Source organism: Hyphomicrobium sp., assembly GCF_047600905.1.
Classification (GTDB): domain Bacteria; phylum Pseudomonadota; class Alphaproteobacteria; order Rhizobiales; family Hyphomicrobiaceae; genus Hyphomicrobium_B.
This window is the reverse complement of the sequence record NZ_JASGKD010000001.1, coordinates 2,701,429-2,726,974: the sequence shown is the minus strand read 5'-3', so window position 1 is coordinate 2,726,974 and position 25,546 is coordinate 2,701,429. Positions and strand designations below refer to the sequence as shown.

The following is a 25,546-nucleotide window of genomic DNA, read 5'->3' as shown; positions in this document are numbered from 1 at the left end:
AGCGAAACGCTATGCGTGCCCGGCGTCGCTCACGAGGTGCGAAAGATCGATGCCCATCTTCGCGAGCGCCCGCGAATATTTGCTTTCCAGATCTTCGTCGAAAATGATGTCCGGATCGGCCGGGCAATGAAGCCAGCCGTTGGCTTGAAGCTCTGTTTCGAGCTGTCCAGGCGACCAGCCCGCATATCCGAGCGCCAGAAGCGCTTTTGCCGGGCCTCGGCCTTGCGCGATCGCCTTGAGAATGTCGATCGTCGCCGTCAGGCAGACGCCCTGCTCGATGGCGAGCGTCGAATCTTCCGAGAAATAGTCGGAGCTGTGCAGCACGAACCCGCGTCCCGTTTCCACGGGACCTCCGACCTGGATGGATAAGGAAAGAACCTCGGCCGTAATTTCGTCGTTAGGATTACGCGATGAGATCCCGAGGCGTTCGAGCAGGTCGGGCGCCGAAATGTGATTGGCGCGCTGGTTGATGATAAGGCCCATGGCGCCTTCCGGGGAATGCGCGCACATATAGATGACTGACCGCTGAAATCGCCGGTCCGACATGGACGGCATTGCGATGAGGAGCTGTCCCTCCAGCTTGATCTCGGAGCCGTCCGCACGGCCTGCATGGCTGACCTTCATGTTAGCCAGACTAATCCGATACAAGGGCGGCGTGAAGATCCCTAAAATTACCGAATGGAGAGCATCTGTAACGATAGCGCGCTCCGCCGCATATTAAGGCAGCTAGCTTCGCTCCAAGTTTTACCTCGTGACATTAACGACCATGAATTGAGCAACGAATGGCGACAGACAAAGTGATCCGACTGGCCCTGGCATTTCTGATGACCGGCAGCGCTGCGGCATGGAGCGACGCGGGCCCCGTCGCCTCCGAGTGGGTCCAAGGCATGAACAATCAAGTGCGGCTCATCGCTGGGCATGCGGCACGCGACGGGAAGACGGCGCTTTATGCGGGCGTCGATCTTTCGATGCCGGGCGGTTGGAAGACCTACTGGAGAACACCGGGCGATGCCGGAGGAGTGCCGCCCGAGTTCGAGTGGGATGGCTCCGAGAACCTTGCCTCGGCGACCGTTCTTTATCCGGCGCCGCATCGCATCCACGACAAGGCAGGCGATGTTGTGGGCTACAAGAATGCCGTGCTTTTCCCCGTCCTGTTGACACCGCAGGATCCCGCAAAACCTGTCACGCTCCACGGCAAGGTCGCCTATGGCATCTGCAAAGATATTTGCATTCCTGCCGAAGCCGAACTGCAACTCGTCATTCCGCCGGATGTGGGAACGTCGGGCGAGCTGATGGATGCCCTCGCGCGCGTTCCCGAACACAAAGCATCCGACAGTGCCTCCCCGTCATTGGCCGCCTGGCATCTCGACCAATCTTCCGGCAAGCCAAAACTCGTGCTCGATGTTGCGGGTGCCGACCCGACGACCGCAGACGCCTTCGTCGAGGCGCCGGGCGGCATCTACGTTCCGCTTCCAAAGCGCGCCGCCGATCAAGCTGGCAACGCGGTGTTTGAGGTCGATCTAACCGATGGGGTCAACATCAAGGATATCAAAGGCAAGCCGCTGACGGTCACGCTCATCGACGGCAAAGGCCAATCGGAGACCACGATTACGCTTGAGTAAGCGCATTCCAAGTCTACATAGGAATACCGGCCGCGACGGCCCGAGCAACTCAGAGGAAATGCCATGACGATCAAGGTCGGAGATCGCTTACCCGATGGGAAATTTACCGTCATGGGTCCGGACGGCCCCGCGCCGAAGACCGTCAGCGAAGTATTCTCCGGCAAGAAAGTCGCGATGTTTGCTGTCCCTGGCGCCTACACGCCGACATGCAGCAAAAGCCACATGCCGGGTTTCGTCGATCGCGTCGGCGAACTGAAGGCGAAAGGCATCGATACCATCGCCTGCACCGCCGTAAACGACATCTTCGTCCTGACGAATTGGGCGAAGGACGCCGGCGCGACGGGCAAGATCGAGATGCTGGCCGACGGATCGGGCGATTTCGCCAAGGCCATCGGCCTCGACATCGATCTGTCCAACTTCGGCCTGGGCCTCAGATCGAAACGCTATGCGATGCTGGTTGAAGATGGCGTCGTCAAGGTTCTGAATGTCGAGGACAGCCCCCCGGTGGCTGAGAAATCGAGTGCCGCCACCCTCTGCTCGATGATCGACCGCTCACTCTAAATCGTCGGCAACCCGCTTTCCCGATCGTGAGTCTTTGAACGGCGCCATCGCGAGACGCGCCAGTTCGTCGGCGCGCTCGTTTTCGGGGTGCCCGGCGTGCCCCTTGAGCCAATGCCACGTCACGTGATGTTTGGCCCGCAACGCGTCGAGTTCCTGCCAAAGCTCCGCGTTCTTGACCGGCTTCTTGTCGGCCGTCTTCCAGCCGTTTTTCTTCCAGCCGTGAATCCACGACATGATGCCGTTTCGCACATAGCTGCTGTCGGTCCAGAGATCGACGTCGCTTTTTCTCTTGAGCGCTTCGAGCGCGGAAATCGCGCCCTTGAGTTCCATGCGGTTATTGGTCGTCAGCTGCTCGCCGCCGTTGATCTCCTTCCGGTGTTTGCCCGAAATGAGGATTGCGCCCCAGCCTCCGGGGCCTGGGTTTCCCGAGCATGCGCCGTCGCTGTAGATTTGAACCTTGGGCCGTTCGTCTGTCATGAAATCAATTGCGGTGCATAGTCTGCGATGCTTCCGACCGATTGATGGAACGCGAGCCGACGAATGTAGTCGGCCGGATCCTTGCGGGCGACAAGCGCATCTTTCGGCGTGTTGAGCCAGTCATAGCTTCGTGTCAGCAGAAATCGCATCGCGGCACCACGGGCCAGGATCGGCATCGCGTCGCGCTCTCGTTCGCTTAACGGCCGGACGCTGTCATAACCCTTGAGCAGCGCTGCGCCCTTCGCCGGCTCAAAAGCGGATGCCCCATCGAAACACCACGCGTTGATGCAAACCGCGACATCGTAGGCGAGGGCGTCATTGCACGCGAAATAGAAATCGATGATCCCGGAAAGCCGGTCGTCGACGAAGAAAACGTTGTCGGGAAAGAGATCGGCATGAATGATCCCCTGCGGCAGGTTTAGAGGCCACGCGAGTTCGAGAAAACGCAGCTCCTCGCTGATCATGCCATCGAGACCCGCGCAAATCTCTTCCGCGCGTGCCGAAAATTTGTCGAACAGTGGCCTCCACCCCGAGATGCCCAACGCGTTTGCGCGCCGCAGCCGAAAGCCCTCGCCTGCTATGTGCATCCGCGCGAGCGCTTTGCCGAGTTCGAAACACTGCTCGACTTTCGGTCGCTTCGGCCAGACGCCTTCGAGAAAGGTGATCAGCGCCGCGCGCCGTCCGGCGAGCTCGTTCAGAACGTTTCCGTTCCGGTCACGCACCGGCAGCGGGCAATTAACACCGCGCGCCGAGAGGTGCTCCATGAGGCCCAGGAAGAACGGCAGATCATCGACATCGACCCGCTTTTCGTAAAGCGTCAGAATGAATGTGCCATCCGACGTGTGCACCAGATAGTTGGTGTTCTCGACGCCCTCCGCGATGCCCTTGTAGGACAGCAGCCGGCCAAGCTCATAGCCCGCGAGAAAACGCGCAAGCTCATCGTCGCTGACTTCGGTATAGACCGCCATGTTCCTGCGCGCCGAATTGGGGAGCTAAACTTGCTCGGCAGGAGCGCGCGCCACTCGAACCTCACGCGGCACGTTGAACACCACGCGCTCCTCGAGCGTCGTGACGACGTCGATCGTCACATCATAGCGGCTGCGGAAGGCTTCGACCACTTCCTCGACGATAACTTCCGGTGCCGACGCGCCGGCCGTAATGCCGATCGCCTCGGCACCAGCAAGCTTGTCCCAGGGAATATCGGCTGCACGCTCGACAAGGAACGAAAAACGGCATCCCGCCCGTGCCGCCACCTCGACGAGCCGCAGCGAATTTGAGCTTTTGGGACCGCCGACGACGAGCAATCCGTCAATCTGAGGCGCCAGCGCCTTGACCGCGTTCTGACGATTCGTCGTCGCGTAGCAGATGTCTTCTTTCACCGGTCCGCCGATGCCGGGGAATCGTTCTTTCAGCACCGCAACAATCTCTGCCGTGTCGTCGAGCGACAGCGTCGTTTGCGTCACATAGGCAAGCTTCGATTCGTCTCGCGGCGTGAACGCCTGAGCGTCCTCCACTGATTCGACTAGCGTAATCGCCCCTTCCGGAAGCTGGCCCAGAGTGCCGACGACTTCGGGATGACCGGCGTGCCCGACAAGGATGATCTCCTTGCCTTGCTCGTGATGACGCGCCGTTTCCATATGGACTTTCGAGACCAGCGGGCATGTCGCATCGACCACGAACATATTACGGCTGCGCGCCGTAGCTGGAATGGCCTTGCTCACGCCGTGTGCCGAAAAAATCACGGGCTGCTGTGTATCTGGAATCTCATCCAGCTCCTTCACAAAAACGGCGCCTTTCGCTCGCAGGGAATCAACAACATAACGGTTGTGTACGATCTCATGACGGACGTAGACGGGGGCGCCGAATTTCGTCAAAGCCTGTTCTACGATTTGAATTGCGCGATCGACGCCGGCACAAAATCCGCGCGGCGCCGCAAGCAGGATCTTGAGGGGCGGCTTCACAGTCGCATCGCTTTGGTTAAGGCCGGACATGGAAGAAAGACGTCCTCTATATTCGTTCGGCGTGCATGAAAATGCATTTGGGGGCCGCTGCTCCCGGATGCTACGGTCCTTTTCTGACAATACAAGGGGCCCGGGGTTCGAACCCCGGGAGACAGGGTTGCTCGACGGGGGTTATCGGTATTCTTTTGGCGCAGATGTGACGCGTGCGCGCCGCTTCGCGCGGCCGGTGGCCCGAATTGTGGCGGCCGCGTTGATGGCTGCCCCCGTCGCAATGCTCGGCGGCTGCGGCATGTCCTCCCTTACATCCGGCCTTGGTGGCGGAATGTTCGGCGGCGGCAGCTCGGGCGATTTGCAGGCCTCCACGGTCTCGGAAGCCCAATTGCTCGATGCAGCCAAATCCGGAGATCCAAGCGCCACCGGGAGCACATTCGTCGGTGACGTCGACGCCGGCTGTCCGCGCTTCGTGATTGCTCCGCACGACAATTACATCACGTTCTACGAAGTCGGCCACGTCGGCGACGCGCTCGCCGTCGCACAGCGCGGTGAGATCACCAAGACGGCGCGCGAGTGTCAGGTCGAGCCCGGGCGCGTCACCGTCAAATACGGCTTCTCCGGCCGCGTGCTTCTCGGCCCCAAAGGTCAGCCCGGCAGCGTTACGCTTCCGATCACGGTTGCGGTCAACGATGGCAAGCGGACGAAAATCACGACCGACAGCGTAAAGCTCGACGTCAATGTCGGCCTCGACAAGCCGATCAGCTATTTCTCGACGGTTCGGACCGTCACCTTTCCGATCGCCGAAGGCGCACGTCCAGGCGAATATCAGTTGATCGTCGGCTTTGACAGCAAAGCTCCAAGCTCGGGCTGAAACCATGGGTGGGCGAGAACCCGTTCAAACTCTCGCTTGCAGCAACAAAAAAGCCGGGCAGCGAGCCCGGCCTTTTTTATTTCTACGTCGTCGGTCGATCGCTCAGTTGAGCTTGCCGCGCAGATCGCTGATCGACTGCGAAACAAGTGACTGGCCCGTCGTACCCGTCGCGCGCGTCTTCAGAATTTCCTGAGCGGCGGCAAGGGCGGTGTCGACCGCGGTCGAACGCACTTCGCTCAGTGCCTGAGCTTCCGCGCGTGAGATTTTATCCTCGGCGATCTTGGAACGCCGCTCCAGGCTTTCAGCCAGGGCCTTGCGAGAGTCCGCGGCAAGAGCCTCAGCTTCGCGCTTGGCCTGCTCGATGATCGATTGCGCTTCCTTCTCGGCTTCCCGCGCCTTGCGCTGATAGTCCGAGAGAAGGGCCTGCGCTTCTTCCCGCAGCTTCCGGGCTTCGTCGAGTTCCTTGCGGATGCCGTCGGCACGCTCGTCGAGAGCCTTCGCGACCGCGCCCGGAACGCGGTAGTAGACCAGCAATCCGATGAACGCCACGAAGGCGACGAGCACCCAGAAAAGCGGATCTTCGGGATTGAAAAGGAACATTTCCTAAATCCTCATTCGCCCGCAACCGGACGCAACACCTTCTTCACGTCGTCGGCCGGTACGTTCTCGCCGATAAGCTTTTCGACGACGGCGCGTGCGGTGTCTGTCGCGATGTCGCCGATAGCGGAAACCGCCTTCGATTTCGTCGCAGCGATCCGCGTATCGGCCTCGCGCAGCTTCACGGCGATCTGCTCGTCGACGCGATGGCGTTCGGCTTCAGTTTCGGCTGCGAGCTTCTCGCGCGTTTCCTTGGCGATCCCGGATGCGTTCGTGCGCGCATCCGCAAGCGCCTTCTCGTATTCGGCAAGCGCTTTGTCGGTCTCGCCTTTGAGACGCGCCGCGGCGTCGAGATCGCGTTTGATCCGGTCCTGGCGCTCTTCGATCACTTCGCCGATGCGCGGCAGCGCGATCTTCGCCATGACGAAAAACAAACCGAGAAACGTGACGGCGAGCCAGAAAAGCTGCGTCTCGAAGGTATGCGGATTGAGCTGCGGTAAGCCCCCGGACTGGGCGGCTTCCTCGGCCGCCTCAGCGGCGACCGCGAACAGCATGGTCGTGCCGGCAAACATCATGGCCTCCGGTTGATCGGGCGTGGTTCAGTCTTCCCGGCCCAGTCTCAACCGTAGAGGATGATGAGCGCGATCAGAAGGCCGAAAAGACCCGTCGCTTCTGCGAGTGCGAAGCCGATGAGAAGGTTGGTGAACTGTCCCGGTGCGGCCGACGGATTGCGCATTGCACCCGACAGATAGTTGCCGAAGATGTTGCCGATGCCGACGCCGGCGCCGATCAGAGCCGAGCAGGCAAGGCCCGCACCGATCATCTTTGCTGCTGCGAGTTCCATTTCAAAGTCTCCCTTAGTTTCGCTTTTTGCGTTGGAATGTTGAAATCCTGGGATCCGGTTCGACGAATTCAATCCGGATCAGTGATGCATGTGAACGGCATCGTTGAGGTAGATGCAGGTCAGAACGGTAAAGATCAGCGCCTGCAGGAAGGCAACGAGCAGCTCAAGACCCGTAAACGCGACCATAAAGCCCGCCGGCGCGATCTTGCCCCACCAGGGCAGCATCACGGCAAAACCAGCGAAAACTTCGAGCATCGTGTGGCCCGCCATCATGTTGGCGAACAGACGCACCGAATGGCTGATGGGACGGATGAGATACGAAATAAGCTCGATCGGAACGATGACCGGCATGAGCCAGAGCGGCACGCCCGACGGCACGAACAGCCTCAAATAGCCAAATCCGTGCTTCCAGAATCCGATGAACGTAGCGACGAGCCACACCATGGCGGCGAGCGCAAACGTGACGATGATATGGCTCGTGACGGTGAAGTTGCCGGGGATCAGGCCGACAAAGTTCAAAACCAGGATGAAGATGAAGATCGAAAACACCCACGGGAAGAATTTCATCCCGTCTTCGCCCAGGTTTTCTTTCACCATCCCTGCGACGTACTCGTAGACGAGTTCTGCGACCGATTGGATGCGCGAAGGCACCAGCAGGCGACCGCGCATGGCGAACAGCAGGAATCCGACGATGATAACGAACGCCACGACCATCATCAGCGACGAGTTCGTGAACGAAATGTCGTGACCTAAGAGATCGAGATCGACGATCTTCTTGATCTCGAACTGTTCCATCGGACTATGATGTCCGGCGCCTTCAGCGGCCAAGGCCTACCCCCTAGTTTTTCATTCGTCGTCGTCGTCTTTGACGGACGCCGCCGCTTTTTGAAGCGGTTCGTTTTTTGCCTGCGCCTCTTGGGCGGCGCGGACAACATTCAACAGACCAGCCGCGAAGCCGACGATGACCAGCACGACCATCAGCCACGGCGCTGTGCCGAACTGCCTGTCGAGCACCCAGCCAAGCCCGCCGCCGACGGCTACACCGACGATCAACTCGGCCGCGAACTTGAAAGCGGCTCCGTAGGCGGATTGGTCTTGGGATCCTCCGCCCGCCGATCGTTCGACCCGCACTTTCTGCGCTTTGAGCGCGTCAAGCTTCTGGCCGAGTTCCGCCGACCGCTTGCGAATGGCTTCGCGGTCTTCCGGGCTAATTTCACCGCGTTCCGGACTCTGATCCTTGTCATCGGCTGACATGGCTCAAACCATCCAGATATCGCGGAAAACCGGCCGCTCGGGGAGATCGACGGCGCGGACCATAGTTAGGGGGTCTAGGGGTGTCAAGGAATTGGGCATAACGCTTTCTACCATCAGGGTACGGCGAAACCGCGCAGTTCTTTTTGTGAACCGTTTTCAGTGCGGCGCAAAAGAAAAGGCCCTCATCCACGAGGTCTGAGGGCCGGCAAACTTGCTTCGATTTTTAGAGGATTTCTAGGGCGACGTGGAATTTTGTGCGGGCGGCGTCGCCGGATTGCCGGGAGCCGTCGTCCCGCTCGCAGACCCCTCCGTGGCAGGCGCCGCCGACCGTGCCGGTTCCTCGGTATTCTGTGCCGGATTGCCACCCGAGGATGCATCCATGCGCGGCGGCGTTTGACGCCAGAAATTAATCAGTAGTACCGCGCCGATAACGATCGCCAGAGCCATGGAGGCGATCAAAACCCTGAAGTTCATTTTGCGAGGGCTGGCTTGACGCGCCTTTGTCGGGCCGATCGTCTCTCGACGAAGGCGCGGATCTCGTTGTGGTTGCATGGAGAGGCTCCTTTCTCCTGATGGATTGGAACGCCTGTCCGTCCTGGCGGTTCCGGCAGACCCGGAGCACGCAGCGGGATGAAGAAAATTATCTATACTCTGCAGTATATTAGCTGGCTTCCCGGAAGCTTTGTGCGGTCTGCAGGTCAACCGACACCAGCTGCGAAACGCCTTTTTCGGCCATCGTGACGCCGAACAGCCGGTTCATCCGCGCCATTGTCATCGGATGGTGGGTAATGACCAGAAAACGCGTTTCTGTCTCGGCCGACATTTGCTCCATCAGTCGGCAGAAGCGGTCGACGTTGGCGTCATCGAGGGGGGCATCGACTTCGTCGAGCACGCAGATCGGCGACGGATTGGTGAGAAACACCGCAAAGATCAGCGACAGCGCCGTAAGCGTCTGCTCGCCACCCGAAAGCAGCGACAGCGTCGCCGGCTTCTTGCCGGGCGGTTTGGCGATGATCTCAAGTCCACCCTCCAGCGGATCCTCCGGGCTCTCGATCATTTCAAGGCGCGCTTCGCCGCCGCCGAAGAGGTGCGTGAACAGCCGCTCGAAGTGCGCGTTGACCGTCTGAAACGCTTCGTCGAGCCGCGACTTGCCTTCGCGGTTGAGCTGCTGGATCGCCTGCCGGAGCTTCGCGATGCCCTGTTCCAGGTCGTCGCGCTCCGCAATCAATCCCTCAAGCTGCTTCGACACCTCCGCCAAATCGTCGTCGGCCTGAAGATTGACCCCTCCGAGGCGTTCGCGATCGGCCTTGAGTTTGGCGAGATGCCGCTCGACATCGAACAGCGCTGGAATGGCCGACGCCTCGGGAAGCCCCGCGAGCGACAGGCAATTCTCCGGTGCGACTTCGAACGTCTCGCGGATATGCCGCGCGGCCTCCTGCCGTTTCTGCCGTGCGTTCTCGAGGCGCGTCTCGATTCGGGCGTTCGCCTCGCGCGCCGCCGACACTTCCGATTGAATGGACCGGAGTGTGTCGGTCGCGGCTTTCACCTCTGCTTCCGCCGCCGCCAGCGCGTCGGCGGCCTCTCGCCGTTCCTGGTCCGCGCGCGATAGCGCCGAAAGCAACGTTTCGCGTTGGGCGGCGATCTTGCCGGGAAGATCAGCCGTCGCCGCGATCTCGTCGCGCGCCTCCTTGAGCCGCGCCGCTAGGCTCTCGACTTGAGTTTCTGCGCTTTGCTGGCGTCCCTTCCAGCGCGTGATCTCCGCGTGCGAATGCCGGATGCGCTCGACACGGATCTGCTTGTCGCGTTCGAGGCTGCCGAGCCGCACGCGCGATTCCGACACCTCGCGCCGCGCCTCTTCGGCTTCCGATTGCGCCGTCTTGAGAACCGGTTCGAGATCTTCGCCCTCGCTCATCGTGACGATATGCGCTTCGATCTCGACATGGCGCGCCTGTGCCGTCGTCAGATCTTCGTCGGCCCGGGCGCGTTGAGCGGTCGCCGCCGCAAGTCGCGTCTCGCTTTCGCGCTGAAGTTTTTCTAGCCCCGTCAGCTTCTGGCGAACGTCGGCCAGCTCATTTTGTTTCTCGCGCCAAAGCTGACGAAGCCGCCGCTCTTCCGATTCCGCCTGCTGTGCCGCCGATGCAGCGGCGCGCTCGGCATCGATTGTATCCTTGGCCTCGTTCAGCACCGCTTGCGCATTGCGATCGAGTTCGGCGAGCCGGTTCTTATGCGCCAAGCGCTGGGCCGCAGGCGTCACCCCGTGCGCCGCGACGACAAATCCATCCCATCGCCAAAGATCGCCTTCGAGCGAAACGAGACGCTGTCCCGGCTTGAGATGTGGTTGCAGACGGGCGCCTTCCGAGCGTCTGACGACGCCGATCTGTCGAAGCCGCCGCGTCAACTCCAAAGGCGCATCGACATGCATGACAAGCGGTTCGGCATCGGCCGGAAGTGCGTGGTCCTCGGCCGGAACGTCGAGATGCCGCCAATGCACCGCGGCCTCCGGATCGATCGGCGCTTCGAGATCATCGCCCAACGCCGCGCCAAGTGCCGTTTCATAGCCCGGAGAAACGCGAATATAATCGACGGCCGGCGGGTAGGCATCCTCGTTGCCGCTTGCAAGCAGCTTCGCGATCGTTTCGCGCTCGGTCGAAAACGCGTTGGCCGCGAGCCTCACGCGTTGCGCATTATCGCGCCGTGTTTTCGCTTCCGATTGGGACAGCCTGACGGTCTCTTCAGCGGCGAGGGTATCTGCTTCGATCTTGCCGATCTCTTGCGCCAGAGCTTGGCCGCGATTGGCCATCTCGGAGACGCTGTCGCTATCTGGCGCCTTGGCGTTGAGGTCGGCAATTTGCGCGTCGAAACCGGCGATCTGGCGCGTGATTTTCGCGACGACATCCTTACGCTCGGCGAGCGCGGCTTCGAGACTGCGGAGTTTGGCGCGCGCTTCGGCGGCACGATGCGTGATATCGGCGAAGTGCGCATCGGCTTCGACGCGCCTCGCCTCGGCTTTCTCGTATCGGCTCTTCTCGGCGGCTTCTTCGTCGATCGCCTGGCGGTCGGCTTCCTGGATGGCCGCGAGATCCGCTTCGAGATGAACCAGCGTTTCCTTGGCTTCGTGGATGAAGCCTGTTTCGCGCGTTAAATCCGTTTCGAGTTGTTTGGCGCGTGCATCGAGTTCGCGTGCACGTTCCGCCGCCCGCGTCGCTTCGCGTTCGAGGTTTTCCTGTTCGATCCTGAAGCGTGCCAGCGCCGCGCCTTTCGCGGCTTCCGCTTCCCTGAGTGGGGGCAGCGTTTCGCCGAGGCGAAGCTCGTCGTTGAAAGCCTTCGTCTCGGCTTCGGTTGCAGCGCCGAGCCGCATCATCGTGTCGGTCAACTGCGCTTCTTCGCGTTCGACACTTTGCTGCGCTTCTTCCCAGGTCAAATGCAGCGTCAACGCTTCCTGCTGCCGGATCTCAGTCGAAAGCTCTTTGTAACGCCGCGCCTGTCGCGCCTGCCGCTTCAAGGATTCCGTTTGCGACTGCAACTGGCCGACGACGTCGCTCACGCGTTCGATATTGGCTTCAGCCGCCTTGAGTTTCAGTTCCGCTTCATGCCGGCGCGTATGCAGGCCGGCGATGCCTGCGGCATCCTCAAGAATCCGCCGCCGCTGCTCCGGCTTCGAATTGACGATCTCGCCGATCTGCCCCTGCCGCACGAGAGCCGGCGAACGCGCGCCCGTCGCGGCATCCTCGAACAGAACCTTGACGTCGCGCGCCCGGACTTCGCGGCCGTTGATGCGATAGGCCGATCCCGCCTCGCGCTCGATCCGCCGCGTGATCTCGATCGCGTCGCCGCCGTTGAACTCGGCGGGCGCCTTGCGTGCGCTGTTGTCGAGGAACATCGTGACTTCGGCGCTCTGGCGCTCGGGCCTGCCTCCGCTGCCGGAAAAGATGACGTCGTCCATCGCTGCGGCGCGCATCGACTTGTGCGAGCTTTCGCCCATCACCCAGCGAAGCGCTTCGAGCAGGTTGGATTTGCCGCAACCATTGGGACCGACGACTCCGGTCAGGCCCGGCTCGATGACGAGTTCGGTCGGATCCACGAAGGACTTGAATCCAAGAAGCCTGAGCCGAGTGATTTTCATGTCGATCGCGTCAGTCCCAGATGCCGTGCCGCTGTGGCTCAGGACCGTTGCGAACCGTCCCTTAGGGACTGGCAGACGCCGTCGGGGCGCCGGTCGGCTGGTTGGCCTGCTCGACGTAATCGGCAATCTCGGCGATCGTCAGCTCTTTCTTGATGAGCTTGGTGCCGATGAAAAAGTTCGGCGTTCCGATGATGCCGAGCTTGCGACCACGATCCTTAACCCACTTCAACTTGGCGATCATGTCTTGATTCTGCAGACATGCGTCAAACTGCGGACGAGTCATCCCCACTTGTTTGGCAACCGCGTAGATGGCATCGGGCCGCACCTCCAGCGAAACCCAAGAGGCCTGCTGCTCCATGAATTTTCCATAGAGTTCCAGGTATTTATCGGGTGGCGCGCATCGCAGCGCGATGGTTGCGTTGCCCGAACTCTTGCCGATCGGGAATTCGCGCAGGATGTAGCGCACCTTTCCGGTGTCGATGAAACGCCGTTTCAGCTCCGGATAGACCGTCAAATGGAAGTTCCGGCAGTGCGGGCACGTCAGTGACATGTACTGCACGATCGTCACCGGTGCGTCGGGGCGGCCCCAGCTCATTTCCGCCAACGGGCTCGGTGCCATGATGTCGGCAACCGTCGGGTTTTCAATGACTTGTCGCCCGCCGACCGACGCTGACGCACTCGCGTCTCCAAACGGCGTCGGCATCCCCTCGCTCGTATCCGAAGTGGTCGAGGGATATGCTCCAAGGCCATTGCTGTCGGAGGAAATGCTGGCCGTCGCCGGTGACAGCGACGGCAAGGTCGAGCCGCACCCCGCCAGCCAGCCCATGACGAACAAAGCTGCTGCGAAGCTGATCGGGCGGGCGAAAGGCATTTGATTTTCCGGTTATTTCCCCGCGAGCAGCGGCTCGATCACCTTATCAAATGCTTCCATCGATGGCGCCTCTTGCAGCTTCTTGCCATTGATAAAGAAGGTCGGTGTGGCATTGACGCCAAAGACTTCGCTGGCGCGTGTTCGTTCAGCCGTGATCTGATCCAGAAGTTTCTGGTTCGTCAGGCACTTATCGAAGCTTTCCTGCGTGAACCCGGCCTGCTTGGCGATTTCGAACAGCTTCGGAACCGGACTGCCGTTGGTGAATGCCCAATCCGGCTGCTTCGCATAGAACGTCTCGATCATCGGCAACGCCTTCATCGGACCGGCACAGCGCGCCAGCATCGAAACGGCAGCGGCGAGATTATCGAGCGGGAAATCGCGGAAGATGTACCGGACCTTGCCGCTGTCGATGTACTTTTTCTTGAAGTCTTCGAACACGTCGTTGGTGAAGTGCGCGCAGTGCGGGCAGGTCATCGACGCATATTCGACGACGGTGACCTTGGCATCTGCCGGCCCGAGCGACAGTTCTTCGAGGCCTTCCGGTGTCTTCATCAACTCCTCGACGGGAACCTCGGCCGGACCGTCTTTGCGTTGTGCAAAGCTCGGCTCTGCAGTTGCCAGGGTAATGCCGGCAACGGCTGCCAAAGCGAGCAGGCCCGGAATGAAATTTCTGAACTTGATCAAGGTCCCAACTCCTCTGGGAATTCATCTCGCGGCGGAACGACTGTCATGGGAACGCCCGCCTAGCACGGTTCCGGCGCCCGAATAAGCCCAATCCGTGATGAATGGCAACCGAACGATCGGCAATATGAGTGAACAATGACCTCAGCGACGATGGCTCGCCGCAACATTCCTGCCGAGAGCGTCGAGCGCCGACGCCAGATCCCCCGACCCGATCGCCGCCGGTCCAGGCAGCGCAACACCCGGCGCTGAGCCATTGCTTGGCTTGCTGTCCTCAAACTGAGGCACCTGATGGACTTTGATTTGCGCGATCGCGCGATATCCGAAGTAGCGATTGATCCGATCGATGAGTTCTTTGTGCCGGTAGGAAACTTCGAGCGCGAAGGCCGGTTCCACCGCAATGACGAGCGTCGCACCGCTCCCCCGTCCGCCTTCGTCGGTATCTTCGATCGCCGTTTTGCCGCCACGCGGCCACTTGATCGATTCGGGCCGCGCCAGCCGTGCAATATCCGCCCCCGCGATCACGTCCCAAGAGGATAGAATTTCGGCGCTGTGAAACCCGAATTTCTGCACCACGGCGGCAGTCACTTTGGGCACGAAGGCCCCCACCGCCTTGGCGAAGATGCCTCGGCCCGCACGCATGTCTGGCGCCAGCCGTGACACACGGACTGTGGGTTCCGGATCGGACAACTCGGTTCTTCCCCCGGTAAGGCTTGTGGTGACGCAAAGGACAGCTACCATTGTCGATGCGATTCGAGGTTTCCGCGCAACCGGAGATGCAGGGCGCATGGGCGCGGTTCAGGAGAATGTCGCTCTTCGACGAAGGCAGCAGCAGCTTCCGCTGCGGCCCGCCGGGCCTTTGACGGTCAAGTCATTGCTCGCCTGGTATGAAGCCGAGCGGCGCGATCTGCCGTGGCGCTACGGTCCGCGCAAAGCCGCCGATCCCTATCGCGTCTGGCTGTCGGAGATCATGCTGCAGCAGACGACCGTGAAAGCGGTCGTGCCCTATTTCCAGAAATTCGTGAAGCGATGGCCGACGGTCGCGGCGCTGGCCGCCGCACCGCTTGAAGAGGTGCTGCAACAGTGGGCGGGGCTCGGCTACTATTCGCGCGCCCGCAATCTGAAGGCCTGCGCCGATGCCGTCGTTCGTGACCACGGCGGAACGTTCCCGCGCGCGGAAGCTGAGCTTTTGAAACTTCCAGGCATCGGCCCCTACACCGCTGCCGCCATTGCCGCCATCGCGTTCGGTGAAAAGGCCACGCCTGTCGATGGCAACGTCGAGCGCGTGGTGTCGCGGCTGTTCGCGGTGAAGCAGCCGCTTCCCGGCGCCAAGCCGGAAATCAAAAGGCTGGCCGCGACGCTCACGCCGCAACGCCGGGCCGGAGACTTCGCCCAGGCGATGATGGATCTGGGCGCTGAAATCTGCACGCCGAAAAAGCCGTCCTGCCTCGTCTGCCCCGTGCAGCAGGACTGCGCCGCGAGCGCGCAAAATCTTGCCGAGCTTCTGCCGTTGAAGGCCGCCAAAGCCCCCCGTCCGTCGCGTTACGGCATCGCTTTCCTCGTCCAGCGCGAGGATGGCGCCGTGCTGCTGCGCCAGCGTCCCGAAGCTGGATTGCTCGGCGGCATGCTCGAAGTCCCGTCGACGCCATGGGGCGATGCGACGCCGACGAAAGCCGCCGCCATGCGGTCCGCTCCGGTGACGACATCATGGCTGCCGGTTCCCGGCGCGGTCGTGCATGTGTTCACGCACTTCCGGCTCGAACTCATCGTCTATCGGGCAATCATTCCCCTCGACGCGAGCCTGACGCTATGGGCCGAGCAAGAACGCTGCCGCTGGGTTCATCGCCGCGATTTGCATGCGCAGGCTCTGCCGAGCGTAATGAAAAAGATCATTGCCCACGGCCTCGCCGACAATTGAGATCCGCAACTCAGCCTCAGCACGGGTCGCCGCCGTTGTGGTGCGTCGCCTAGAGAAGGTGGAACTGGCTCTGATTGCAGAGCGCGTCGAGAATTTGCGGCACCTCTCCGACCGGCCGCGCCTTGCTGTAGAGGAAGCCCTGCCCCTCGTCGCAACCCACCGCCCGCAGGAATTCTTGTTCCGACTCCGTCTCGATCCCCTCGGCCGTGATCGTCATGCCGAGGCTCGATCCGAGCCCCATGATGGCGCGGATGATCGCCTGCGATTCGTTGCCGAAGCCGATGCCGCGAACGAACGATCCGTCGATCTTGATCTTGTCGAACGGGAACATCCGCAAGTAGCTGAGCGACGAATAACCGGTGCCGAAGTCGTCCATCGAGATGCGCACGCCCAGCCCACGGATCGCGTGCAGGATCGACAGCACGCTTTCTGAATTCTCGAGCAGAAGCGCTTCGGTGATTTCGAGTTCGAGCCGGTCAGGTTCGAGGCCGGAGTTGCGCAAGGCGTCCGACACGGCCTGGAACACATTCCCGATGCGGAACCGTTGCGGCGACATGTTGACGGCGAGCCGCGCTTTCTTCGGCCAGCTCATTGCGTCATGGCACGCGCGCTGAAGAACGAAATCGGTGATCGGCGCAATGAGCCCGCATTCTTCCGCGATCGGGATGAATTCCGACGGCGGAATGAACCCCCGCTCCGCATGCGGCCAGCGCAGCAAGGCCTCGAACCCTGAAACGTCTCCCGAATTGAGCGAAACCAGCGGCTGATAATGGATTTCAAGCGTCCCGTTGAGGAATGCCTGGTGCAGATCGCTTTCGATCTTGCGGCGCGCCATCACGCGCACGTTCATCGCCGCTTCGAAGTACCGGAAGCATCCCTTGCCGTCGTCCTTGGCTTGATAGAGCGCGAGATCGGCATTTTTCAGAAGCGCTTCCGCGGTGTCGCCGTCGCTCGGACAAAGCGCGATGCCGATGCTTGCGGTGACATTGACCATCTGGTCGGCAATTTCGAAAGGCTGACGCAGAACGTCGATGATCCGCTGTGCGACAGAACTTACCTCCACGCCTTCGTTTGTGTTGGCCAGAACAACCGCGAATTCGTCACCGCCGAGACGCGCGGCAATGTCGTCTTTTCTCAAGCTGTCCTGGATGCGCTGCGCCAACTGCTGAAGCAGCGAGTCTCCCGCTGCATGGCCCATCGAATCGTTGACGACCTTGAAGTTATCGAGGTCGATGCAGAGCACCGCAAGGCCGGTGCCTGAGCGCTTTCTGGTCAGCAGCAGTTCATCGAGGCCCTTGCGCAGGAACACCCGGTTGGCGAGCCCCGTCAGCGCATCGTGATGCGCGAGGTAGGCGACCTTGGCTTCTGCTGCCTTGCGTTCGGTTATGTCGATGGCCGCGAACAGGATGGCGGGGACGTTGCCCTGCGTGATCGAGCTCGCATAAATCGCGACGTCGATCGACGTCGCGTCCGATTTGAGATGCCGCCAAGTTTGTCCCGCAAACTCTTCCGGCCGTGCCGCATAGAGGCGATCGAGGTGAATGTGATCGTCGGGATGATGCAGATCGAACAGCGTCCTCGTCGGCAACTCCTCCCGCTTGAATCCATAATGGCGAAGCGCCGCCGCGTTCGCGCTCAAGATCGTCTTGTTGTCCTTTCGCGCCACGAACATCGGTACGGGATTGGCTTCGAACAGCATGCGGAACGACGCTTCGCGCTCCTTGAGTTCGCTGATGTCGACGCGCAGACCGACGACGCCGCCATCACTCGTCAGCCGCTCGTCGATCAGAATGCAGCGTCCGTCGGAGATCCATTGCTCGTGGCGGTCTTTAGGCTGATAGAGCTTCGCGATGCGCTCGGCGACCCACTGCTCTTCGCGCCCTTTGGCTTCGGGATAGTCGCCGCGAGCCACACCGATTTTCAGCGTATCCTCGAGCCGCACTCCAATCTCGAAGAGATCCGCGCTCTTCTTGTAGATGTCTGCATACTGCTGATTCCATAAAACATACCGGCCTTCGCGATCGAGAACCACGACGCCTTGCGGCAGCATGTCGATGGCTTCGCGCAACTGCTTGTTCGTGGCTTCGGCATGTTCGAGACGTTGCGCTAGCGAAGCGTCTACGCGCTCAACGGACCTCGTCCCAACACGCAGCGCACGGCGTGTTCTGAGGCTGTTGAGGCCGGATTGCTTGTTTGGCTGCAGTGATGCCTTTGTCTGACGAAGACGCTCGTATGCCATTGCTGGCCCCCCACTCGGTTACGCACGCGTGGAGTATTAGAAGGGACCGTTAAGGGAGCTTCACCACACTTCGATGCCGTCTCGGGCCAACTGCTTGTTATCTGTTCAACATAGATCGATCGCTGATGCTGAAACCGGCAGCGTGATAATCGGATAGACAAATCCCGCGCCTTTTCCGATTTTTCGTCGCGTTTTCTGCCGTGCTTGTAAGCACGGCGTATTTCAGATCATGGTAATTGGAAACTTAACGGAGCGCGCTTCCGCAGCGGATTTTGGGAAGCGCGCTCTCGATGGTCTTCACCGCCCGTTAAACCGTCACGCGACTGTTGAGGCCGAGCTGCCGCTTCGCCTCCGATCGCAGCGCGTCGATCGGCTTGAGCTTTCCTTCGACCTCGTAGTGCCAGAATGTCCAGCCGTTGCACGCGGACTTGCCTTGCACGATGGCGCCGAGCCGGTGGATGGACGCTTGCTGACCCGCGTAGAACAGCGTGCCGTCTGCTCTGACTTCCGCGCGCACCTCGCGCCGTGGATCGAACAGTTTGCGGCCCGGCTCGATGATGCCGAGTTCGAGGATCTGGCCGAACGGGATGCGCGGTTCATTGCGCTTCGACGGCACCGCTTCGATCGCGTCGAGATCCAGCGGCTGCACCTTGCCGATCCTTTCGTCCGCCGCTTTCGCGTAATCGATGTCGCGCTCGATGCCGATGAACTTGCGACCGAGGCGCTTTGCAACGGCGCCGGTTGTGCCGGTGCCGAAGAACGGGTCGAGCACGGTATCACCCGGTTTCGTCGAGGCGATCAGAATCCGGTGCAGTAGGGATTCGGGCTTTTGCGTCGGATGCGCCTTGCGTCCGCCGTCGTCCTTCAAGCGCTCCGGCCCCGAGCAGATCGGAAACAGCCAGTCGGACCGCATTTGAATGTCATCGTTCGAAGCTTTGAGACTTTCATAATTGAAGGTCACGCGCGATTTCTTATCGCGTCCCGCCCAGATCATTGTCTCGTGCGCGTTGGTGAAACGCTTGCCGCGGAAATTCGGCATCGGGTTGACCTTCCGCCAGATCACGTCGTTCTGGATCCAGAAGCCGAGATCCTGGATCGCGACGCCGAGGCGGAAAATGTTGTGATATGAGCCGATCACCCAGATCGCGCCGTCGGGCTTCAGAACGCGACGGCATTCGGCAAGCCATGCGCGGCAAAATGAATCATAGGCCGCGAAGTCATCGAACTTGTCCCACTGATCGTCGACGCCGGCGACCTTCGTGTTGTTCGGCCTGAGCAGATCGCCTGCCAGCTGCAGGTTATAAGGCGGATCGGCGAAGACGAGATCGACGCTCGAACTTTCGAGCTTCTTCAGCTCCGCAATGCAATCACCAACCAGAATCCTTCCGCTTTGCGAGCGGACCTTGACGCGACGCGAACCCATGAACTCGAACCTGTAACGCTACTTCTAACGCGATGCCGCCCGCGGACTGGCGAGACGGCTTGATCGCTTTCTACACCATCGGGAATCCGCTTGGATACGCTTCGAGCCCGCGCAAGCGATTTATATTTTTCGATTCGATCTGCAACCTGATCGTTGTCATCCTCGGCCTAAGTCGAGGATGAGATGGCGACTCTCGTTCAGACGAGCGTGCCGAGTCCGAGCGCCAGCTGCACCGGCTTGAATGATCGCCGATGCAATGGCGAAACGCCTAGCTTGTCGATCGCCGACTGATGCTCGGGCGTGCCGTAACCTTTATGACGTTCGAAACCGTATCCCGGATAGTCGCGCGCCAGCTGTGTCATGATGCGATCGCGTGTGACTTTCGCGATGATCGACGCCGCCGCGATCGACAGACACTTGGTGTCGCCTTTGACGATGGTGCGCGTCGGCATCGGAACGCGCGGTGCCTTGTTGCCGTCGACGAGCACGAGTTTCGGTTTCTCGCCCAATTGCCCGATCGCCTCCGCCATGGCCCATAGCGTGGCAACCAGAATGTTGTCCCGGTCGATCCGGTCGACGTCGGCGACCGCGACCGCAACGATGGCGACCTTCATGATGCGCCGATAGAGATAAGCTCGCGAATCTTCGTCGAGCATCTTGCTGTCGTCGATGTTGGCAGGAATTTTATCGGGATCGAGAATGACGGCCGCCGCGACGACGGGGCCGGCCCACGGGCCGCGCCCTGCTTCATCAACTCCCGCAATCGGTCGCGAGCCGAGCTGGTGCTCGGCCGCTTCGAGTTCGAATGTCGGTTTGATGCGCGAATCGGCGATCTTCATTCGCCGATAGTGCCCATCACAAGGATCGGCGTGTCAAAGCAGCGAGAGCTGTTGTCCACCGCTTCCGGGACGCAGGAAAAGGTCGGTTCGCAACGCAACTCTTTCCCCGCCGAGACCTAGGCGCTTTTTCGCGAGCCGAAAGCGCATTGCGATCTGCGCTGCATAAGGGCCGCGTCCCACTTGGCGGACTCCGAAATCGGGCGTGTAATCGCGGCCGCCGTGCATGGAGCGCAGCAACGATATGACTCGATCCGCCCGGTTCGGAAATTCTTCGGCCAGCCATTCGCGAAAGAGATCCTTGATCTCGAGCGGCAGGCGAAGAAGCACATATCCGGCATCGCGCGCTCCGGCTTCCTTCGCGGCTTCGAGAATGGGCTCGATCTCATGGTCCGTTAGGCCGGGAATGATCGGTGCAACCATGACGGTAACGGGTATGCCGGCGTCTGCTAGCCTTCGCACCGTCTCAAGCCGCTTCGGCGGTGTTGCCGCACGCGGCTCCATTGCGCGGGCGATGCGCCGATCAAGCGTCGTGATCGAAACAGCGACCCGCGCCAGATTTTTCTCCGCCATCGGCGCCAGAATATCGATGTCGCGCGCAACCAGCGCCGATTTCGTGATGATACCGACCGGATGGTTGGCTTGTGCCATCACTTCGAGAATGGAGCGCGTGATCCGACGCTCCCGCTCGATCGGCTGATAAGGATCGGTATTGCCGCCAAGCGCGATCGTCTCGGGCCTGTAGCTCGGCTTCTTGAATTCCCGTTCGAGAAGCGCCGCCGCATTGGGCTTTGCATAAAGCTTGGTTTCGAAATCGAGTCCGGCCGAATGTCCGAGATAGCAGTGGCTCGGCCGCGCATAGCAGTAGATGCAGCCGTGCTCGCAGCCCCGGTATGGATTGATCGAGCTTTCGAACGAAACGTCCGGACTGTCGTTGTGTGCAATGATGGATTTGGCGGCCTCCTCGATCACTTCCGTCTTGAAAGCATCGAGATCGCCCAGACTTTCCCAGCCGTCGTCGAAGGCTTCGTGCGTCTCCGCCTCGAACCGTCCGGTTTTATTTGTCCGCGCGCCGCGTCCGCGCCGCCGTTCCGAATCGACGACATGCGGTGATGAAGGGCGGTCTCGTTGGTCGCGTTCGGTCGGCATTTGCCTGGAAAAATCGTTGTGTTTGATCACAGCTACCACAGGCCATAGAACAAATAAAGAACATTGCTGGTAAAGTTTCTGGACGGGCTTGGTTAAGGCCCGCGACTTGGCGCGCCTTGCCGAGCGGGATTTGTCGTGTCAGGAAATGTCGATGATCTCAGTAATCATTCCCGCCCGGAATGCTGAACGCACATTAGCGCCAACGCTGTCGGCGCTCGTCCCGGCGGCGGTGGACGGTATCGTTAAGCAAGTGATCGTCGTTGATGCTGGCTCCACCGACGGCACGGCCGAGGTCGCGGACCAGGCGGGAGCCGACGTTGTGACGGGGGTCGGTCTGCGCGGAGAGCAGCTCGCCCAGGGCGCATCGATCGCCCGCTTTCCCTGGCTGCTTTTCCTCAACGCCGACACCGTTCTCGAAGATGGCTGGGAACGCAGCGCGATGTCGTTCATGCGCGACATCGATGTCGGCGAGCGTTCGATGGCGGCGGGCGCATTCAAGTTCCGGCTCGACGACAATGGGCTTGCGCCAAGGCTGCTGGAAGCATTCGTACAGCTGCGCTGCAAGCTTCTGCGTGTTCCCAACGGCGATCAAGGCTTGCTGATCCCGCGTCAGCTTTTCGATGCCGTCGGCGGCTATCGCAATCTGCCGATCATGGAAGATCTGGATTTAGCGCGTCGCTTGGGCCGCCGCCGCCTTGCCCTGCTCGACGCTAAGGCTGTCACGTCACCGGAGCGCTATCGGCGCGACGGCTATTTCTCGTTCCGCAACCCGATTTGTCACATGCTCTACCGCATCGGCTTGCCGATCGGCATGATCGCACGGCTGCACGGTAGCGCTGAAACCGGCGCCTGAATCGTCAGGCCTTTTGCCTGTGTTCTTCGAGCCTCGGCATGATCTCGACGAAGTTGCACGGCCGATGCCGCGCATCGAGCTGGAATTTCAAGATACCCTCCCAGGCGTCCTTGCACGCGCCCGTCGAGCCCGGAAGGCAAAAGACATATGTTCCGCGCGCGACGCCGCCACAGGCGCGCGACTGGATCGTGGACGTTCCGATCTTCTGATAGGACAACGTGTGGAAGAGGATTGCAAACCCGTCGATCTCTTTTTCGAATAGCGGTTTCACGGCCTCCGGCGTGACGTCACGCCCGGTAAATCCCGTGCCGCCTGTGGTGATCACGCAATCGATGCTCGCATCGTTGATCCAGCCCTCGACGAGGCTCCGGATCTTTGCCACGTCGTCCTTCACGAGTTTCCTGTCGGCTAGGATATGCCCCGCTTCGCCGATCGCGCGTTCGAGATAGGCGCCCGATGTGTCGTCCGCCAGCGTGCGCGAATCCGACATCGTCAGTACGGCAATTCGCACCGGAATGAAGGGGCGCTCGGCGTCGATGCCGGCCATGGAAAGCCTCTCTATGTTGCCTGGAGCTTCGATTTTATCTGCAGGAGGTCCATCCAAGCGAGCTGCTTGGCGGCGGGTGTCCGCAGCAAATAGGCCGGATGCAACGTCGCAATTGCCGAGATCTTCCGGTCGCCGACGTGCACCTCGCGCCATTTTCCCCGGAGGCGCATGATCCCTTCCGCCGCACCCAGCACTTCCTTCGCCGCCGAGCCTCCGACCGCCACTAGCATTTTGGGCGCGACCAGCTCGATCTGACGTTCGAGAAAAGGCCGGCAGGCAAGCGCTTCCTGCGGCGTCGGCGTGCGGTTTCCCGGCGGCCGCCAATAAACGACATTAGTGATATGCACGTCGGCTTCCGACAATCCGATCGCGGCCAGCATTTTATCGAGCAATTGCCCGGCCCGTCCGACAAACGGCTTTCCGGCGAGATCCTCGTCGCGCCCTGGCGCTTCGCCGATGATCATGAGGTCGGCCTGTGGCGAGCCGCGATAGAAGCAAAGCTTCGTCGCCGTCGATTTGAGACCGCAGCCGTCGAAAGTTTGAAGTGCCGCTTCGAGCCCTTCAAGGCTGTCGACGGAACGAGCTATCCTGCGCGCACCGGTTTCGGCCTCGTTGGCGCCGAGCGGCGTCGCCGCACGCGGCCTGACTGTCTCGGCGCCCGCAGTGTTTCCTGCAACTCGGGGTCTTTGTGTCGCCCCGGCGGTTGGGGGCGCAATCGGCTTTTCCAGCGTTCCCCCGCCACCGGCAGCGTCTCGTTCCGGTAGCGAAAAGCCTGTTCCCGGCGCTTGATTTCCCCGCGCCAGCCAGTCGTGCGCGGTCTCATCGACGCACGCATCGACGCCCATGGCCTGAAACCAGTTGAGCAGCGCCAGTATGTCGTCTTGGCTGTAAGGACCTGTCATCGCCTCACGACAATAAGGATGCGGGTGGGATTTTGCACGCTCAGGCTTGGAACGGGCGGTTATAGGTCAACTTGACGCTTTCTCTCCCGCAACCTAATCGAGACCGGAGAATTTTCGAACCTTGAGACGAGGTGATGATGGCCGCTGATGCCGCCGACCTGCCGGCCCGCGAGGCAATGGACTTCGACGTAGTGATTGTCGGCGCAGGTCCAGCCGGCCTCGCCGCCGCGATCCGCTTGAAGCAAAAAGCGGCCGAGACAGGTTCTGACATCTCCGTCGTCGTTGTCGAAAAGGGCTCCGAGGTTGGCGCCCACATCCTCTCCGGCGCGGTCATCGACCCAATCGGCCTCAATCGTCTGATTCCCGATTGGAAAGAGCGCGGTGCCCCCGTCGAGACGCCGGTAACCGAGGACGTGTTCCTCGTCCTCGGCCCGAACGGCGATATTCGTCTGCCGAACTGGCCGATGCCGCCGCTGATGAGGAACCACGGCAACTACATCGTCAGCCTCGGTTCGCTCTGCAAATGGCTCGGCGAGCAGGCTGCCGAACTCGGTGTCGAGATCTATCCGGGCTTTTCCGCCAGCGAGGTTCTTTTCGACGATAAGGGCGCCGTCGTCGGCGTCGCGACCGGTGATATGGGCATTGGCCGTGACGGTGAGCCGAAGGACAGTTTCGTTCGCGGCATGGAACTGCGCGGCAAGTACACGCTGATCGCCGAAGGCGCGCGCGGTTCGCTTTCGAAGGGCCTGATCCGGCATTTCGACCTCGCCAACGATCACGAGCCACAAAAGTTTGGCATCGGTATCAAAGAGCTTTGGCAGGTCGCGCCCGAGAAGCACAAGCCGGGCTACGTTCAGCACTCGTTCGGCTGGCCGCTCGACAATCGTACCGGCGGCGGCTCGTTCCTTTATCACTATGGAGAGAACCTCGTCGCAGTCGGCTTCGTCGTCCACCTGAACTACGCCAACCCCTATCTTTCCCCTTACGAGGAATTCCAGCGTTTCAAGACGCATCCTGCGATCCGCGGCGTGTTCGAGGGCGGCAAGCGGATCGGATATGGCGCCCGTGCCATTACAGAAGGCGGCTGGCAATCGATGCCTGACCTCGTGTTCCCGGGTGGCGCGCTTCTTGGCTGCGCGGCCGGCATGGTCAATGTGCCGCGCATTAAGGGCAGCCATAACGCAATCCTGTCTGGCATAGCGGCTGCCAACGCCGTCGCTGACGCGATTGCAGCGGGGCGGGCCCACGACAAGCTCGACGCTTATGAGACGGACGTCCGCACCGGTGACATCGCCCGCGACTTGAAACGTGTGCGCAACATGAAGCCGTTCTGGTCACGGTTCGGAACGGTGCTCGGCGTCATGCTCGGCGGCGCCGATCTCTGGCTCAACACCATCATTCCGGGCATCGGTCTGGGCTTTACGCTGAAGCACGGCAAAACGGACGCATTGGCGACCGGCAAGGCCAAGAAGTTCAAGCCGATCGCCTATCCCAAGCCCGACGGAAAGCTTACCTTCGACCGGCTGACCAACGTCTCGTTTTCGGCGACCAATCACGAAGAGGATCAGCCCGTCCATCTGAAGCTGCTCGATCCGACGGTTCCGATCACAGTCAACCTGCCTGACTACGCCGAGCCTGCGCAACGCTACTGCCCGGCTGCGGTCTACGAGGTCGTTCAGCAGGAAGCGGGCGAGCCCCGGTTCCAGATCAACGCGCAGAACTGCGTCCACTGCAAGACATGCGACATCAAGGACCCGAGCCAGAATATCAACTGGACGTGCCCCGAAGGTGGCGGCGGGCCTAATTACGCCGGAATGTGACGA

24 protein-coding genes and 1 pseudogene are annotated in these 25,546 nt (G+C 60.9%); 6 read left to right on the top strand and 19 right to left on the bottom strand.

The genetic code is table 11. The annotated features are described in order from the left end of the window. Positions 1–9: 9 nt before the first annotated feature. Positions 10–579, bottom strand: a pseudogene (locus QM780_RS13045) (YqgE/AlgH family protein); the annotation flags it as partial. Positions 580–782: 203 nt separating this feature from the next. On the opposite strand from QM780_RS13045, the gene QM780_RS13040 reads away from it, so the two are divergent. Together QM780_RS13040 and QM780_RS13035 are read left to right on the top strand one after the other, a co-directional pair. Further along, positions 783–1,622, top strand: coding sequence for a protein-disulfide reductase DsbD domain-containing protein (locus QM780_RS13040; protein ID WP_415070884.1), 840 nt, complete (start codon positions 783–785; stop codon positions 1,620–1,622). Positions 1,623–1,685: 63 nt separating this feature from the next. Continuing rightward, the gene (locus QM780_RS13035) at positions 1,686–2,183 is read left to right on the top strand and encodes a peroxiredoxin (protein WP_415070883.1); all 498 of its coding nucleotides are present in this window, start codon (positions 1,686–1,688) and stop codon (positions 2,181–2,183) included. Here QM780_RS13035 and rnhA read toward each other — a convergent pair. The 3 genes from rnhA to ispH are packed head-to-tail and all read right to left on the bottom strand — an operon-like array spanning position 2,175 to position 4,651. Further along, a complete protein-coding gene (gene rnhA / locus QM780_RS13030) occupies positions 2,175–2,660 on the bottom strand; it encodes a ribonuclease HI (RefSeq protein ID WP_415070882.1) in 486 nt (161 codons plus the stop codon). The genes QM780_RS13035 and rnhA overlap by 9 nt on opposite strands. Beyond that, positions 2,657–3,628: a homoserine kinase gene (locus tag QM780_RS13025; protein WP_415070881.1), complete on the bottom strand. Its 972-nt coding sequence runs from the start codon at positions 3,626–3,628 to the stop codon at positions 2,657–2,659. The genes rnhA and QM780_RS13025 overlap by 4 nt, the downstream gene beginning before the upstream one ends. A gap of 24 nt (positions 3,629–3,652) precedes the next feature. Next, positions 3,653–4,651: a 4-hydroxy-3-methylbut-2-enyl diphosphate reductase gene (gene ispH / locus QM780_RS13020; protein ID WP_415070880.1), complete on the bottom strand. Its 999-nt coding sequence runs from the start codon at positions 4,649–4,651 to the stop codon at positions 3,653–3,655. Between the two features lie 223 nt (positions 4,652–4,874). Between ispH and QM780_RS13015 the strand changes: the two genes are divergently transcribed. Beyond that, a complete protein-coding gene (locus QM780_RS13015) occupies positions 4,875–5,486 on the top strand; it encodes a hypothetical protein (RefSeq protein WP_415070879.1) in 612 nt (203 codons plus the stop codon). A 102-nt stretch (positions 5,487–5,588) separates the two neighbouring features. Here QM780_RS13015 and QM780_RS13010 read toward each other — a convergent pair whose 3' ends face one another. From QM780_RS13010 to QM780_RS12970, 9 genes are all read right to left on the bottom strand, one after another. Then, entirely contained in the window at positions 5,589–6,086 is a 498-nt protein-coding gene (locus tag QM780_RS13010) for a F0F1 ATP synthase subunit B (RefSeq protein WP_415070878.1), read from the bottom strand. A gap of 11 nt (positions 6,087–6,097) precedes the next feature. Beyond that, complete coding sequence (locus QM780_RS13005) at positions 6,098–6,655, bottom strand: F0F1 ATP synthase subunit B' (protein WP_415070877.1); 558 nt, start codon at positions 6,653–6,655, stop codon at positions 6,098–6,100. Positions 6,656–6,702: 47 nt separating this feature from the next. Continuing rightward, positions 6,703–6,927 carry a F0F1 ATP synthase subunit C gene (locus tag QM780_RS13000; RefSeq protein WP_045835060.1) on the bottom strand — a complete coding sequence of 75 codons (225 nt, stop codon included), beginning with the start codon at positions 6,925–6,927 and terminating at the stop codon, positions 6,703–6,705. A gap of 78 nt (positions 6,928–7,005) precedes the next feature. Beyond that, entirely contained in the window at positions 7,006–7,755 is a 750-nt protein-coding gene (locus QM780_RS12995; protein WP_415070876.1) for a F0F1 ATP synthase subunit A, read from the bottom strand. An 18-nt stretch (positions 7,756–7,773) separates the two neighbouring features. Then, positions 7,774–8,181, bottom strand: a complete 408-nt coding sequence (locus QM780_RS12990) for an AtpZ/AtpI family protein (protein WP_415070875.1) — start codon at positions 8,179–8,181, stop codon at positions 7,774–7,776. A 661-nt stretch (positions 8,182–8,842) separates the two neighbouring features. Next, positions 8,843–12,304 carry a chromosome segregation protein SMC gene (smc, locus tag QM780_RS12985; protein ID WP_415070874.1) on the bottom strand — a complete coding sequence of 1,154 codons (3,462 nt, stop codon included), beginning with the start codon at positions 12,302–12,304 and terminating at the stop codon, positions 8,843–8,845. 61 nt (positions 12,305–12,365) lie between these two features. Further along, a complete protein-coding gene (locus QM780_RS12980; protein ID WP_415070873.1) occupies positions 12,366–13,175 on the bottom strand; it encodes a DsbA family protein in 810 nt (269 codons plus the stop codon). Between the two features lie 12 nt (positions 13,176–13,187). After that, positions 13,188–13,859 (bottom strand): DsbA family protein, encoded by a 672-nt coding sequence (locus tag QM780_RS12975; RefSeq protein WP_415070872.1) that lies wholly within the window; start codon positions 13,857–13,859, stop codon positions 13,188–13,190. Positions 13,860–14,000: 141 nt separating this feature from the next. Continuing rightward, positions 14,001–14,498 (bottom strand): DUF721 domain-containing protein, encoded by a 498-nt coding sequence (locus QM780_RS12970; protein ID WP_415070871.1) that lies wholly within the window; start codon positions 14,496–14,498, stop codon positions 14,001–14,003. Between the two features lie 145 nt (positions 14,499–14,643). On the opposite strand from QM780_RS12970, the gene mutY reads away from it, so the two are divergent. Beyond that, the gene (mutY, locus tag QM780_RS12965) at positions 14,644–15,774 is read left to right on the top strand and encodes an A/G-specific adenine glycosylase (protein WP_415070870.1); all 1,131 of its coding nucleotides are present in this window, start codon (positions 14,644–14,646) and stop codon (positions 15,772–15,774) included. 49 nt (positions 15,775–15,823) lie between these two features. Here the strand turns inward: mutY and QM780_RS12960 are convergent, their stop codons facing one another. From QM780_RS12960 to QM780_RS12945, 4 genes are all read right to left on the bottom strand, one after another. Further along, positions 15,824–18,013: a putative bifunctional diguanylate cyclase/phosphodiesterase gene (locus QM780_RS12960; RefSeq protein ID WP_415070869.1), complete on the bottom strand. Its 2,190-nt coding sequence runs from the start codon at positions 18,011–18,013 to the stop codon at positions 15,824–15,826. A 307-nt stretch (positions 18,014–18,320) separates the two neighbouring features. Continuing rightward, the gene (locus QM780_RS12955) at positions 18,321–19,436 is read right to left on the bottom strand and encodes a site-specific DNA-methyltransferase (RefSeq protein ID WP_415070868.1); all 1,116 of its coding nucleotides are present in this window, start codon (positions 19,434–19,436) and stop codon (positions 18,321–18,323) included. A gap of 197 nt (positions 19,437–19,633) precedes the next feature. After that, complete coding sequence (locus tag QM780_RS12950) at positions 19,634–20,275, bottom strand: ribonuclease HII (protein WP_415070867.1); 642 nt, start codon at positions 20,273–20,275, stop codon at positions 19,634–19,636. A 33-nt stretch (positions 20,276–20,308) separates the two neighbouring features. Next, positions 20,309–21,421: a PA0069 family radical SAM protein gene (locus QM780_RS12945; RefSeq protein ID WP_415070866.1), complete on the bottom strand. Its 1,113-nt coding sequence runs from the start codon at positions 21,419–21,421 to the stop codon at positions 20,309–20,311. A 151-nt stretch (positions 21,422–21,572) separates the two neighbouring features. Between QM780_RS12945 and QM780_RS12940 the strand changes: the two genes are divergently transcribed. After that, the gene (locus tag QM780_RS12940) at positions 21,573–22,274 is read left to right on the top strand and encodes a glycosyltransferase (protein WP_415070865.1); all 702 of its coding nucleotides are present in this window, start codon (positions 21,573–21,575) and stop codon (positions 22,272–22,274) included. 4 nt (positions 22,275–22,278) lie between these two features. Here QM780_RS12940 and moaB read toward each other — a convergent pair whose 3' ends face one another. Together moaB and QM780_RS12930 are read right to left on the bottom strand one after the other, a co-directional pair. After that, positions 22,279–22,821, bottom strand: coding sequence for a molybdenum cofactor biosynthesis protein B (gene moaB, locus QM780_RS12935; protein ID WP_415070864.1), 543 nt, complete (start codon positions 22,819–22,821; stop codon positions 22,279–22,281). 11 nt (positions 22,822–22,832) lie between these two features. Next, on the bottom strand, positions 22,833–23,723 hold the full coding sequence (locus tag QM780_RS12930; RefSeq protein ID WP_415070863.1) for a uracil-DNA glycosylase: 891 nt from the start codon (positions 23,721–23,723) through the stop codon (positions 22,833–22,835). Positions 23,724–23,860: 137 nt separating this feature from the next. Between QM780_RS12930 and QM780_RS12925 the strand changes: the two genes are divergently transcribed. Further along, entirely contained in the window at positions 23,861–25,543 is a 1,683-nt protein-coding gene (locus QM780_RS12925; protein WP_415072041.1) for an electron transfer flavoprotein-ubiquinone oxidoreductase, read from the top strand. Positions 25,544–25,546: the final 3 nt, after the last annotated feature.